This window comes from Pseudoalteromonas sp. 1181_04, assembly GCF_052850545.1.
On record NZ_VXCS01000028.1, the window covers coordinates 45,611 to 59,944 of the forward strand.

At 39.9% G+C, this 14,334-nt stretch carries 12 protein-coding genes; 1 reads left to right on the forward strand and 11 read right to left on the reverse strand.

The features are described 5' to 3' along the window. Positions 1 to 484: 484 nt before the first annotated feature. Entirely contained in the window at positions 485 to 1,210 is a 726-nt protein-coding gene (locus FW757_RS19650) for a tetratricopeptide repeat protein (RefSeq protein ID WP_145236141.1), read from the forward strand. 40 nt (positions 1,211 to 1,250) lie between these two features. Here FW757_RS19650 and FW757_RS19655 read toward each other — a convergent pair whose 3' ends face one another. From FW757_RS19655 to FW757_RS19705, 11 genes are all read right to left on the reverse strand, one after another. After that, entirely contained in the window at positions 1,251 to 2,681 is a 1,431-nt protein-coding gene (locus tag FW757_RS19655) for a coniferyl aldehyde dehydrogenase (protein ID WP_259398280.1), read from the reverse strand. Positions 2,682 to 2,791: 110 nt separating this feature from the next. After that, a complete protein-coding gene (locus tag FW757_RS19660; protein ID WP_182761813.1) occupies positions 2,792 to 4,267 on the reverse strand; it encodes an SLC13 family permease in 1,476 nt (491 codons plus the stop codon). Positions 4,268 to 4,278: 11 nt separating this feature from the next. Next, positions 4,279 to 5,241 carry a porin gene (locus FW757_RS19665; protein WP_145236151.1) on the reverse strand — a complete coding sequence of 321 codons (963 nt, stop codon included), beginning with the start codon at positions 5,239 to 5,241 and terminating at the stop codon, positions 4,279 to 4,281. A gap of 228 nt (positions 5,242 to 5,469) precedes the next feature. Further along, positions 5,470 to 6,837, reverse strand: a complete 1,368-nt coding sequence (locus FW757_RS19670; protein ID WP_145236154.1) for a sigma-54-dependent transcriptional regulator — start codon at positions 6,835 to 6,837, stop codon at positions 5,470 to 5,472. After that, positions 6,834 to 8,570 carry a sensor histidine kinase gene (locus FW757_RS19675; RefSeq protein WP_446441591.1) on the reverse strand — a complete coding sequence of 579 codons (1,737 nt, stop codon included), beginning with the start codon at positions 8,568 to 8,570 and terminating at the stop codon, positions 6,834 to 6,836. Before FW757_RS19675 ends, FW757_RS19670 begins: the two co-directional genes overlap by 4 nt. Positions 8,571 to 8,606: 36 nt before the next feature. Then, entirely contained in the window at positions 8,607 to 10,583 is a 1,977-nt protein-coding gene (locus FW757_RS19680; RefSeq protein ID WP_182718701.1) for a TonB-dependent receptor, read from the reverse strand. A 118-nt stretch (positions 10,584 to 10,701) separates the two neighbouring features. Then, positions 10,702 to 10,965, reverse strand: coding sequence for a CBU_0592 family membrane protein (locus FW757_RS19685; RefSeq protein WP_145236163.1), 264 nt, complete (start codon positions 10,963 to 10,965; stop codon positions 10,702 to 10,704). 194 nt (positions 10,966 to 11,159) lie between these two features. Then, positions 11,160 to 11,405: a hypothetical protein gene (locus FW757_RS19690; protein ID WP_182784821.1), complete on the reverse strand. Its 246-nt coding sequence runs from the start codon at positions 11,403 to 11,405 to the stop codon at positions 11,160 to 11,162. Then, positions 11,383 to 12,354 carry a PoNe immunity protein domain-containing protein gene (locus FW757_RS19695; protein WP_182740071.1) on the reverse strand — a complete coding sequence of 324 codons (972 nt, stop codon included), beginning with the start codon at positions 12,352 to 12,354 and terminating at the stop codon, positions 11,383 to 11,385. Before FW757_RS19695 ends, FW757_RS19690 begins: the two co-directional genes overlap by 23 nt. A gap of 203 nt (positions 12,355 to 12,557) precedes the next feature. After that, on the reverse strand, positions 12,558 to 13,391 hold the full coding sequence (locus FW757_RS19700) for an ADP-ribosylglycohydrolase family protein (RefSeq protein WP_182718698.1): 834 nt from the start codon (positions 13,389 to 13,391) through the stop codon (positions 12,558 to 12,560). Between the two features lie 100 nt (positions 13,392 to 13,491). Beyond that, positions 13,492 to 14,238, reverse strand: a complete 747-nt coding sequence (locus FW757_RS19705; protein WP_182718697.1) for a hypothetical protein — start codon at positions 14,236 to 14,238, stop codon at positions 13,492 to 13,494. Between the last annotated feature and the right edge of the window lie 96 nt (positions 14,239 to 14,334).

The window sequence follows — 14,334 nt, forward strand, 5'->3', positions numbered from 1 at the left end:
GCATTATGTAAATGAGGGAATTAAAATAAAACCGAACAAATAGAAATAATTATCATTTAGCTATTGACGCACACTCAAATACAAGTAATAATCGATCGCATCAACACCAAGCAGCCCAACACGACAGGTTTGCGCTTCTTGTAAGAATTGAACGTACCGACCTCAGTGCCCTAGGGAAGATCGACCAGTAAGGATGCTGGGCCCCTTTAGTACAAAGTTGTTGATGAAGATGGTGACGCTTCGAGCATATTACTTACTCGACCCAAGTAATATAATTAAAAGATCACACTCACTTGCTACATTGCTCATATCGGTGACGGTTGATATGACCCAAAAAGCCCCATCAGGGGCTTTTTTTATTCCTTTAAATTTTCTGTAATATCTGTATCTTATGTCTAAGTTTTATCATTTATAGTGCGAAGCTGGGCAATTGTGGTTGTTGAGACTAAAATTAAACAGTAACACGCTAATTGGAGGTATTGTCATGTGGCAGCCGAAGTTTAAGATATTGTTGATGGTCGGTGCACTTAGCATCTGTGGTGTTGCTCATGCGGGACTTGAAGAAGGGATCCGCGCAGCCAATGAAGGTCAATTTGAAGATGCACTTAGAGAGTTTAACTACCTTGCAGAAAAAGGCTTTGCACCAGGAATTTACGAGCTAGGGCAGCTATATGAAGGTGGCCACGGCGTAACGCGCGACTATCACAAAGCTGCTGAACTTTACCAGCAAGGCGTTAAAAAGAACCACGTCGACTCAATGTTTGCATTAGCTGTACTTTATCAAGAAGGTAAAGGCGTTAAACTTGATAAACAAATGTCAGTTTCACTCTTTAAGCAAGCCGCGGCAAAAAACTTACCTGCTGCTCAGTTTAACTTGGGTGTGATGTACGCCAACGGCGATGGCGTTGCGCAAGATTATAAAGAAGCTATTAAATGGTATGAAAAAGCCGCTGGTAATAATTATACGCTAGCACAGTTTAATATGGCGCTGATGTATTTCGAAGGCCATGGAGTCGAAAAAAACATCGAAAAATCATACATCTGGAACACTGTTGCTGAGTATAATGGTAATTTAGATGCCAGTCACAGTCGCAAGCTAGATGAGCGCAAGCTGATGCCTGCGCAAATTGCAGAAGCCAAAGAAAAAGCTGATGCATTGTATGAAAAAATCCAAGCTGGGCTGTATGCGGGCGAAGATCGGATGTTTTAACTGCCAGTTAAAACGCTATTGGATTGTACTTAACGCCAATTTATGGCCGCAAGTACAACCATTTAAGTATTTTAATCAATATCTTATTTTGCGCCAGCAACAATCCCAATTTAGGATTAAAACCACCCGTTTTCAATGTATTACGTGCATGGCTAAAAGTTAAAAAGCCTTCTATACCGTGATAGTTTCCCATCCCAGAAGGACCTAAGCCACCAAATGGCGCATCATCAGCAGTCACCTGCATTAAGGTGTCATTTATTGCGAAGGTACCACTTTGTGTTTGCTGTTGAATACCTTCATTGATTTGTTTATCTTGCCCCATTATGTACAAAGCTAACGGCTGAGGACGTTGATTTATGTATGCAATCGCCTGAGGTAAAGCTTGATAACTGACAATCGCAAGAATTGGTCCAAACAGTTCTTCTTGCATCAACTTCATATTGTCATTCACATCAGTCACAATGTGCAAACCAAGACGATGCTTATGTTCGTCGCTTTGGTTTTCATCTAACGGCTTAATTATCTGTGCGCCCTGTTGCTGTGCATCTGCCAATAAATCGGTTAAACGCTGAAAATGGTGGTGATTAATAACCGAGGTTAAATTTTTCCCCTCGACACCTAAGTTATAATGTTTTTTATATAAGCTACAGAGACTTCTGACTAACTGATGCTGTAAGTTTTCCGGCACTAAAACATAATCGGGGGCAACACAGATTTGCCCTGCATTGGTCATTTTACCAAATAAAATAGCTTTAGCTGCCTTATCTATATCCGCTTGCGCGGTAATGATAACGGGCGATTTGCCACCTAACTCAAGAGTTACTGGGGTAAGGTTTTTACTCGCAGCGGCCATAACATGGCGCCCTACAGCTGTAGAGCCGGTAAAAAATAAGTGTGCGAATGGCAAACAGCTAAACTGTTGACTTAATTGCGCTTCACCTTCGATCACTGCGCAATGTTCGCTAAGCTCGCCGATAAATAGTTTTTTGATTACTTGATTGGTGTGCGGAGTAAATTCACTGACCTTTAATAATACCCGATTACCTGCGGCAATTGCGGTTATCACCGGCACGATTGATAATTGAATTGGGTAATTCCATGGAGAAATTATTCCCACCACTCCTTTGGGTTGATAGCTCACAGCAACTTTTGATGGCGCTAGGCTCAAACCCGCTTTTCGTGGTGAATTTTTTGCCCATTTAGGTAAATGCTTGATGGTGTGGCTGATCGTTTTGACCGTAGGCAGTATATCACCCAAAATCGTATCAAAAGCAGTGCGAAAGCCAAAGTCTTTCGAGCTTGCAGCTACCAATTCAGCCTCTAATGCCAACAGTTCACGTTTTAAAGATTTTAATAAACGGATCCGCTGTGATAATGCTAAATATGGCTGGGCATCAAAATGCAGCTGCATTTCATCAAATTGCGCTTTTAGCTCAGGGTTACATACAGTGCCAGTGTCAGACAAAAGCATACTCATAAACAAAATAAAGATTTAACCACTATAACTTTGTTTCTTAGCAGGGGCAATATAGAGCGCTATCAACAAACGAATAGCGCTCCGGTTGGGTAACTTTGAATTACTTAAAAATTAAATACCGATGCAGCAAGGGTCATAGTGACAAATGTGATCAGCGCAATTGCAACAATATTTAATGCAAAGCCGGCTTTGATCATATCCCGCATTTGAATTTGCCCAGAGCCAAACACAATGGCATTAGGCGGGGTCGCTACAGGCATCATAAACGCACAACTACAGGCTATAGCCGCAGGAATAACCCAGACCAATGGCGAACCTGTGACTGACTCAGCGACAGGGCCAAGTAGTGGTAAAAATCCAGCTGCGGTTGCTGTATTACTGGTGATCTCAGTTAAGAAAGTGATTAAGGTTGCAATTACTAATACACTCAATACTAATGGAATGGCGCTGACGCCTTCAATCATATGAGCTATGTATTCAGCCAAACCTGATGACTTTATTTGTGCCGCTAGGGTTAAGCCACCACCAAACAACAATAACACTCCCCAAGGAACTCCTGCCGCACTTTGCCAGTCAAGAATACGTTCATCACTGCCTTTATTAGCAGGCAAAACAAATAATAATAATGCTGCAGCAATGGCAATACCGGTATCCGATATTTTTAAACCAGAAAAATCAGCGATCAGAGGTCTAAATATCCAGCACACAGCTGCAAATAAAAACACACATAACACCCCTTTCTCAGCGCGTTGCATGGTGCCAAGACCTTTTAACTGCGAGCTAAATAGTGACTTGGTGTCGACTTTTTGAGATTTTTCATTTGTTTTATCAACTTTATAAGCAAACTTGGTCAGCCACAACCAACAGATGATCAACATAGTCAGTGACAATGGCACACCCACCATCATCCATTGCGCAAAACCAATTTCAATTTTATAACTATCTGATAAATAAGCGGCCATCAATGCATTCGGTGGCGTACCAATTAATGTTGCAATGCCGCCAATGCTGGCACCATAAGCAATAGAAAGTAACAGTGCTTTACCAAAACCATTATTATTTGGATTAGATTTTTGCACTAAATGGGTGATAGACATAGCAATAGGTAACATCATCACTGCTGTTGCAGTATTTGACATCCACATTGATAAGAATGCCGTTACTAACATCATCGCTAATATCTGCAAACTCGGTTTTGAGCCCGCGTAGAGCATAGTACGTAAAGCAATGCGCTTGTGTAAGCCCCAACGTTCCATCGCAATGGAAATTAAAAAGCCACCTAAAAACAAAAATATTAAGGGGTGCGCATACGGTGCAGCGACACTTTTTATCGCAGCAATGTCAGCCAACGGAGAAAATACCAACGGCAATAGCGCCGTAGCTGGGATAGGAACTACTTCACTCACCCACCATGATGCCATCCAAAATGCTAATCCTGAAGTACGAAGAGCAGCGGTACTCATGCCAGCAGGAGGATCGATCAAACACGTAAGTAGCATGACCGCAGGGCCCAATAACAGCAGCAACATCTGTATCATTGGATTTTTTTCAGGTTTATCGTCTAAAGTTTGTGTGCTCATATTCAACCCCTTTAAAATTTATACTTTAAGCCAAGGGCTAAGCTACTATCCGTTTGCTGTTGCAAATCTAAGTCAGTATAGAATAAGTACGCGGTAGTTTGTTTATCAAATAAATAATCCACACCTGCAGTCCACTGGCTGCCCTTAGTACTTTGGCGAATAGTTGAGTCATCACTGGCAAATTGTAGTTTTGGCTGCCATTTGTCAATGGTATAACTGGCACTCAACACATAGCCGTTTCCTGATTTAGTACCATCTACTGACTCACTGTGCTGGTAAATAGCACCTAGTTGTAAATCATTTTTTTGCCACGCGCCAACGATGCGACTGGCGTTGATATTATTGAGTGAATCAATATGGCTGATCGCCACATAATAATTTTTATTTTTTAAACCACGGTCACCATAAATTAACGTAGCGGCATAACCGGCTTCATTATTGGCACTGTCATCCTTCAAAGCATAGGTAAGTGATAGCTGAGCACCCGCATATGATTTTGAACTATACGTTATGGTATCACCAAGGCGATCTTGACCCGGTAGTAATTGAGCAATATCGGCTTGAGTTTCATTGAAGTTATCAACTTTACCTTCTGAATACTTAAAGCGTGTATCGTTTCGACCAACTACAACTTCACCAAAATTTCCCGCTAAACCTAAATATGTATTACGGGCACTAAATGGCTCATCGGTATCATCGTGCTCAAAGCCCTTTACTTGCACTTCGTATTTAAATACCGCTTTTAACGAGTCAGTGAGTACATGTTGCCCTTTCACACCAATGCGTGAAAAAGGCGCATCGATTTGCGTTCCTTTTTTAGCATAGCGCATTACACCGTTGTCAGTATTAGCAATTTGCACTTCTGCTTTACCATAAATGTCATACTCTGCGGCATGAACACTTTGTCCAAAGCAAGCTGCTGCAAAACTCGTTGCTACAAAAACAGGGGTTAGCTTTTTGTCTATTATTATCATTGTGTGCCCTTATTATTAGGATCATTTGTTGTTCCCGCTAATAAAGGCAAGTTTACTGCCAACTGCTTATAAAAAAGTAAAATTTAATATATTCAAATAGTTAAATTTAAAATTAAATTATACTTACAATAAAGTGTGCGGGATCCCACACACTATCAAAACGTCTGTGTCACCGTTTCCACCCATCAAATTAAGCTGAGCAGGTAAATCACTTAAGCAAAGCTCTGGTTAATCAATAAACATGTCACGATTGAGGCCATATTTACTCATTTTGTCATACAAGGTTTTACGGGCAATCTGTAAGGTATTCATAGTTTCTTTAATACTACCTTGGTGGCGCTCAAGGGCTTCTTCGATTAAAGATTGCTCATAAAAGCACACTTTTTCCGCCAAACTCAGATCGGGCGATAACTCACTGCCATTATTATTTTCGGTATTGGCGAACGCTAATTCAGCACCCAGCAGCACCGCTCGTTCAGCTTGGTTTCTAAGCTCTCTGACATTACCTGGCCACTGGTAACTAAGTAAACGCTGTAATATATCGCTACTTAGAGGAGCCGGAGGTTTATGAAAACGAGTCGCGGCAATAGAGCTAAAATGTTTGAATAATAAAGGAATATCAGCTTTCCTATCACGCAATGCCGGAATACTTACCCTCACTAAATTGAGTCGATAATATAAGTCAGCTCTGAAGTCCCCTTTTTCGACCAAGGATAATAAATCAACTTTGGTTGCCGCAACGATACGTATGTCTAAGTCAACGGCGGTATTAGCGCCGACGGGGGTCACTTTTCGCTCTTCTAAAACGCGAAGTAACTTTACTTGTAATGATGCCGGTGTGCTTTCTATCTCATCTAAAAACACCGTACCACCTTGAGCAAACTCAAACTTACCTTGGCGACTGTGTGTTGCCCCTGTAAACGCGCCACTGGCCGCACCAAATAGTTCACTTTCAATCAGTTGCTCTGGTATGGCACCACAGTTAATTGCCACAAAATTACAGTTTGAACGGCTGCTTTGGTCGTGTAAAAAGCGTGCAACTAACTCTTTACCGGTGCCAGTTTCACCTTCAATCATTACATCTGCGGGAGTGTCGATCACCGCATTGAGCAAGTGCATCATTTGCTGCATTTGCACGGTTTCCCCTAAGATCCGTACACCTGGGGCTGACGTTTTTTCTACCGCTAGTTTTAAAGCACGATTTTCCATTACCAAGGCACGCTTATCACACGCTCTGGCAATACAATCTAATAACTGCTCTGTAAGGGGTTTTTCAAATAAGTCGTAAGCCCCTAATTGCATGGCTTTAACGGCCACCGATACATCAGCAAATCCAGTCAGAAAGATCACCGGTAATTCGCTATCAAATGCTTGAACTTGTTCTAAAAAAGCCAGTCCATCCATTTTCGGCATATTAATATCACTGAGCACCACCCCGTTAAAACGACGATTAAGTTTTGATAAAGCACTCATTGGATCGCTAAAACACTGTACTTGATAGCCTTCGAGTGTCAGCAATTGGTCAAGTGAATCGCGGATCATCGCTTCGTCATCAATAACAATGACCTGTTTACAATCAGTTGCTAACGTATTCATAACGCTCCTTTAGTACTTGCTAAGGTAATAATGAATTGAGCACCACCGCCAGGGCGATTATGCGCACTTAAACAGCCATTAAATGAATTAATAATTTGCTTAGAAATAGATAGCCCTAAGCCAAGGCCATTAGTCGATTTAGTGCTATAAAAAGGCTCAAAAATAGTCCCAAGCGCATGTAACTCGATACCAGGCCCAGTATCCAAAATAGACAGCTTAACGCGGTCGTCAAACTGCTCTATCTCAAAACTCAGCTCTCGCACAGTACTGTCAGCCATTGCTTGGCTGGCATTGGTGATCACATTCACTAATACTTGCTCAAATTTAATGCCATCAACCCATACTTTTACAGTGTCAGCGATATCAGCGGTGTTAACGTTGACATCATCCTGCTTTAATTGCGCGGAGGCGATCACCATGGCATTTTTAAGTAACTGGTTTAAGCTTTGCTCTCTTAACTGTGTTTGTGCCGGTTTACTAAAGTGCTTTAATTGTCCAACAATTTTATGTACTCGTTCGATCAACGATTGCACAATAACAATATTTTCAGCTGCCTTTGCAATATCACCTTTGGCAATCAAGCGTTTAGCACTAACCAAATACGTACTCATTGCACTCAAGGGTTGGTTAATCTCATGATTAATACCCGCGCTGAGTTGACCTATGGTGGCCAATTTGGCTGTTTGCACCAGCGCTGTTTGTGCTTTTTCGAGTGCATGGGTGCGCTCTATAACTTCTTGCTCAAGGCTATGACGAGAAAAAAGTAATTTTTTATAGCCGGCAAAACGTGCCATTAAACTGTAAAAAAGCATTAACCCCCCAGCATAAATCACACTCAACCAAAACAATCGCCCTAGTTGATTAATATTCACCGACGATATATCAACAAGCACAGTTATTTTTGCATTAAGTCGCTCAATCGGCGCACTTGCAGGCACATATTTACTGCGTTTATTCGCATCATTAACGTATAACAGGGGCATCCCTTGGCTAATAATGTGCTCAGCAGTGATAACTTTTGGTACATACTCTAGGTAGCGTCGGCTTGTCGTAAAGTGTTGATAGTCTGCTGCTGTGAGGCTATGCAACGAATTGAGTCGCCATGATGGGCTATCGGACATAGCAATAATATTATCGTCTAAGCTTAAATAAAAATGGCTAGCGTGGGACGCATTCAGTAATTGTCGATCAGTTTCAAACTTAGATACATTCACTTTTAAGGTGACCACACCTATTACTTGACCATCGCGATAAATCGGTTCAGAAAAATAAATACCCCGTTCTTTAGATCGTAAACCAAGAGCAAAATAGGCAATTTTGTTACCCGCCAATGCCTGATAAAAATACGGACGAAATGCAAAGTTATTACCGATATAACTGTAATCAAGTTGCCAATTGCTCGATGCAATAACATCCCCTTCACGATTAAGGACATAGACGTCTGATGCACCACTGGCTTGTTGGATATCAGCCAAGTAATTATTAATAGGCTGCACGGGCTGATCAGTATCACTGAGAAATGCAGTGAGTAACTGGTTATCAGTAACTAAATGAGGAATAGTTGCAAAACGAGAGAGTTCGGTATCAAGATAATTACGCAATTGACCCACTTGGAGTTCAGCTTGCTGCTTTGCTTGACTTAAATCATAGTGTCGGCCAAATAAAAAACTAAGCAACAATACACTAATTAAAATGGCAACAGCGATTAATATTTTTCGGGGAAAACGCAGCATGATCAACCAAAGGGCACACCTGAGCGTCCCTAAAACTTAAAATTTGATTTGATAGTGTAACGAGTATTCACTGCCGACACCAGCAACAGTGCCATCTGTAACTCTTGGATCGTACACACGGTAGTGCTTATCTAAGAGATTATGGGCTTTAAAACTAATTTCACCGCGTGCAGAAAATTGCCAACTCACAGCCCCGCCGAGCAAAAAGTAAGCCGGTTGAGTAAAGTCGCTTGTCATTGTCGGGCCACTGACGGCATCGCGCCAAACACTATTGAGGCTCAGCACCCATTGCTGATGATGATAATTAGCAATCACACTAGCAAAGCGCTTAAACGTTGGCTTAATTGGCGTATCAAAATACTCGCTGTAAGTCGCTTCCACTGATAAATCACTAGTAATGTGGATCATGCTATCTAATTCAACACCACGATTAATGTCATCTAATTGGTTTTCAAAGGTAAACTGATTATTGGCAGCTGAATTCGGCACTAGATTAATAAAATCAACAAGTTGATTATAAAAAAGCACCGAATTAATATGCCAATCTTGTCCCTCGTAGCGCCAAACAAGCTCTGTGGTTTTAACATATTCAGACTTTAAGTTTGGATTGCCCTTAGTCACATCATCATCTGAATACAATTCATTCGTCACAGGAGTGCGAAACGATTCACCGTATTGTAATTTAAAAGTATGCGCGCGAGTTGGTGAGTAGATTGCGGAAATGCGCGGCGATAATTTACTGTCTATCGCTTTAACATCATCATAACGTGCCCCTAAAAATAAGGTCAATTGCTCAGCAAAAGGCACTTTGATTTGCCCATAAATACTTCGGGTTTCAAAAGTCGATTGCAAACTCTGAAATGGCGCATAATTACTGATTGTAACAATCCCCCCTTGATAAAACGGATCTTCAACAATAATTTCACCGCTGTTAATATCAAAATAATTAACACGTAAGTCCGCTTTATGTTGCTCTGCGCGGCTATATTGCAAGCCTGAGTTGATTGACCAACCATTATTAAATTGCTGACTGGCCTCTACACTGACTGTTAAATCCGTTGTATGCCAATCAGGACCAACAAAAAAATCATAACTAGCGTTAGGTAAAGTTGCTGCAGGTGCGATTAATCCTGCACTTTGTATTTGATGATGTGCATACGCTATTTTTGTAGCCAAAGTACGTGTATCAGTTTCAAGCCAATCATAACCTACAGATAGGAAAGTATTCTCACTACGATGTTGATTACTGTCAGAATAACCACCAAGGTTTAAAAACTCTTTCAGTTCAACATGATTATAACGCGCTCTCACAGCCAGTTTATTGATATCGACACCCGCTTCAAAGTAAACTGATTGCAGTGGATCGTTTACCCCTTGTGGATAACGCTTACCACTTTTTTGGTTATACGCGCCATTAGCAAATAGATGTGTTTGCTGATTAACTTGATGACTAACCGAGAATGCAGCGCTGGTTTGACCTACATTACCCACAGCCAGCGACATTTCATTATTTTGGCTTTTAGTCACTATATTCATCACCCCTAAGAATGCATTACTGCCATATAAAGCAGAGCCAGGGCCACGTATAAATTCAACTTTATCAATAACTTCTACAGGTATATAAGGCATATAAACTGACGCTTTGCCAAATGATGACTCATTTAAACGTTCACCATTGATCATCACTAAGATATTGCCGCTATCAAGGTAAACACCTCTTGCGTGATCTTTTGGTACAGCGCCTACCCAATCACCACGAGTAGATTGCATACCAGGAACAAAATTCATCAATTCAAACGCATTATTCACCCCAAGTAAGGCTATTTTTTTGCGATTAAAAACAGTGATAGTTGAGGGGGCAGAAGCGAGAGTTTCTAAGGTTTTTGAGGCAATATCGACATGAACGTCAAGCAAATCTTCAAAGCTAAGCGCAAATAAATCATCAGCGTCGCTCGCCAGTAAGGGGGCTGTGTTAACACATAAAAAAAGACATGCTGTTAGCTTTAAAATCATTACGCCGCTTTACACCTATATTTTTCATTGGAGTTAGCACATCATAAGTAACGTGCTATTTACAATATTAATACAAATACGCGACGGCGTGAGAGTTTTTCTCTATTAATTTATAAATTTAGGCTACAGCTGAAATCTGCTTAGCTTTTAGGTATTTATATAAACCAATTAATGAGGCTGCGATCCAAAATATTTCAATCACAAAACTTGCTAAATTAAAGTTATAACAAAGACTTATAAGCAACAAAATAGCGCCAGATAAATTCATCATGTTATATAAAAGCCCTGTTGGCGTGGCTTTACCCAGTTGTAGCATAAAAAACGCGCCAACCACTAAAAACGTACCTGTCATACCAACAATATCAAATAAAAGTGCAATCACGGGTGTCCCCTATCCTTTTTAATCATACCCAACAAACTGGCCCATTCCATGGGGAGGGTTGTTTTCAATCATTGAAACAGCAAACCGGGTAAGTTTAGCAGCCTCGCCAAAAGCGCACAGGATAAATGTCCGTATTTGAACTGAATAACCCCATATTTATCAGAGACTCTTGAACTTTAATTCAAATAATTGTGCTATTCATAACGAATCGACTCTAGCAAACGCTCTATTATAGGTAAGCAGTGTGTTTTATCTTTTTCCATAAAGGTAAACGTTAAAACCATAAAATATTTGTCAAATTTTAAAGCGTATACCATGTAAGAAGTGACTTCAGTTTCGCCTTTCCAAACGCCTTGCATCAATTGTTCTTTAACAGTGCCAATGGGGAGGTTTCGTTCATTTTCAACTCCAACCCGTTTATACCATGGCATATGCTTCATACCTCCCTGACGCAAATGAGTCTAATGTATTTTCGTCACTTAGATACACAGTACCGGCACACTCCAAACCTTCATCATGGGTGATTAATGATAAACGTTGTTCACTCTCATTTAGCCAAGCACCATCAAGCGATAGACTTAGTCGAGTTAAGCCAGGGTAAGTGATTGTATTTAATGCCTGCTCTTTTTGTTGAAGCTCTTTTTTAACGCCCTTTTCTTTCGGTAACTGTTCTGGTAGATCAAAAAAACCATAAGGAAAATATTTACCAAAATGAGTGTTTTTTAGGCTTATACCACGCATTTTTGCGACAGCAGCGGCTTCTACTGCCCAGTACCCAAAATAACCTATATGATAATCATCATTGTGGCTATTGTACCAATGTAAGCCTTTATAACGAATGTACCATTTTTTAGAATACTTTTTCAGTTCTTCTAAAAATTCACAATCGTCACTAATATTTGAGATAGTCAAAATTTGACCGATTTTTTTAAGGCGAACATCTTGACCTAGCTGTACATTGTTTGAACGATAACTCAACAGTTTTGCCAATATATAGCCATTACTGCCGCTACTTTGCCATTTTTCAGCCAATAATGCCCACGCTTTATCACTAACATCAACCAAAATAGCCAATGAAATAAGTTTGACTAATGTATATACACTATGTGGATAGCTACTCCACTCATTGTCTGTTTTAAGATAGTAAGTGATAGTCCGCTCGACTGTTTCTCTTATTGTGTCAATACTATGACCGAGTGAAAACTGACAGATTGATAATTCTATCCCAACGTTTATTAAACTATCTGATATTCTTTCCAATTGTTCATATTCAAGCTTTTGCGATCCAAGCATTTTCGATTCAATAACATTTTCACCATGCGCTAACATGCCCATTCTATTCGCATAGAATTGTTTTAATTTTCCTTCACGATTTGGGTAATCCCGCATTACATTAGCCACCATTAATTTGAGTCACTCTGGCAGCCTTACCACGAGGTATTTTTGGTATGCCACCACTAACATGAACAATTTTTGAATAAGTAATTGTTCCATTATCAGTTGTCCTAGCCAACACAGGATATAGTTGGATTTCATTGTTTTTCGGGGGATTACTATTTTTTTAAAGTGTTTATGTAAATACGTTAGGTTAATCACAAAAACTTATTCTTAAGTTGAATGTCTAAATCTCTGAGATAATCTAATCCAAAGTTGTCCTTAGAAAAATTAGTAACGAGCTTATTTGGAAGAGTTTTATCAACACCATCATAACAACTTGCTATTCCGCAGCAAATTGACGCGACACTGTCTGTGTCTCCTCCAAAATCAACAGCTGACTTTATCAAAGCTTCATAGCTAAAATGCTGCATTAGGTTAGACATTACTGCGGCCAAAGTATCTTCTGACACTGCACGAACTCTTCCTTGCCAATTAGCATTAAACTTGTAACCTCGAGATGCAAGATACTCCGGCAATGTTTTAAGAGTCGCTTTGCTGTACAAGCCTGCATGTGGGGCAAGAGCAATGCAAACAGCAGCATCGACTGCAATTTGATGGTCATGAGTAACACGTGCTTGTATTGTGGCGTTGCGTATTACTACATCTTCATCTTTAAAAAAACCAATTGGTACAGCTCGCATCATTGCCCCATTGCCAAAGCTATCCGTTTTAACTAACCTTGCAAAATGGTCTGCATTTCTCGCCTCAGAAAATGCCGTTTGTAGTCGCTTTGCGTAGCCATGCACAGGATCACGTATATAGCATTGAAAAAATGCCTCGGCTATATGGGCTTCAGTCCAGTCAACGTCGTTTAGCATTAACTCAGACAGCGCTAATGACATTTGAGTGTCATCAGTATAACACCCAGCAATGTTAGACAATTGATGCGCACGAAAGGTCTCGAGGTTATTTTCGGCTGATATAATTTCCTGATCTACAAACTCAAAACCCGCACCATATGCATCGGCAATTGCTATTTCTACCAACATAATATTTAACTCATTCTAAATTCGGAAAAAGTGATTATATAATACCCTTTTGGTTGAAAGTAAAAGGAATACTGTTATCCAATCACTTGTTTCTATAAAACTACTTGTTAATGTTTTTAAACATGGCATTAAAAACTTGCTCTGCTGATTGGTTATCTTCACGATGTATGTCATTTGCCGCAATCTTCTTTAAAATTGATATAAAGTCTTCATCAACTCTTAGCTTATTGTACATATCTTGGCTTAAAAACGCATACATAATACCATAGCCGCTTTCACCTACACTTCTGTTATATCGACGAAAACTTCTGGTAAGTATCCCTGTCTTCGTTTCAAAATTTGCAGCAAAATAACGCTCAAAAAAAAGTTTTGAATTAAGCGCCTCATCGATACCAGTTTGTAATAATTCTTTTGCCCTTTTTTGTACTAATTCATATGAAGTATCAAAATTAAAATTGAAGTGATAACCGGGCAGAAGAAACGTGCCTATTTTATCACCTTTTACATCTTTAAGTGCGTATTTTAAAAATTCACAGCCTGTTTCTTTATCAATACTAACTGTCGCTTCTACCACACACCCACAATCAAGCTCATACTTATAAATTTTATTCTTAAGTGAAAGTATTCGCTGTTCAATTGAGACACGTTTTCCGGTAGCACTATCAAAAACATAGAAATTTTTACTTGATGAACCATCTTCGAAATTAACACTTTCTTCCACTACAAAATGAGAGTCATTTTCAATGTAATATACATTAGTTATTTCACCGTACTCTAAGTCAGACCGAAAATCGGCCCGACTTAGAGGGTGAATCAAACTCTGAATATTTGAGTTACCTGTTACCATATCAATCTACCTGTTTCATATATAGCACTATCGGGGTCAGACCTCAGGGAAAGAGCATGAAAAAAGTCTATTATTTCAATACCTTTTCAAGGTAAT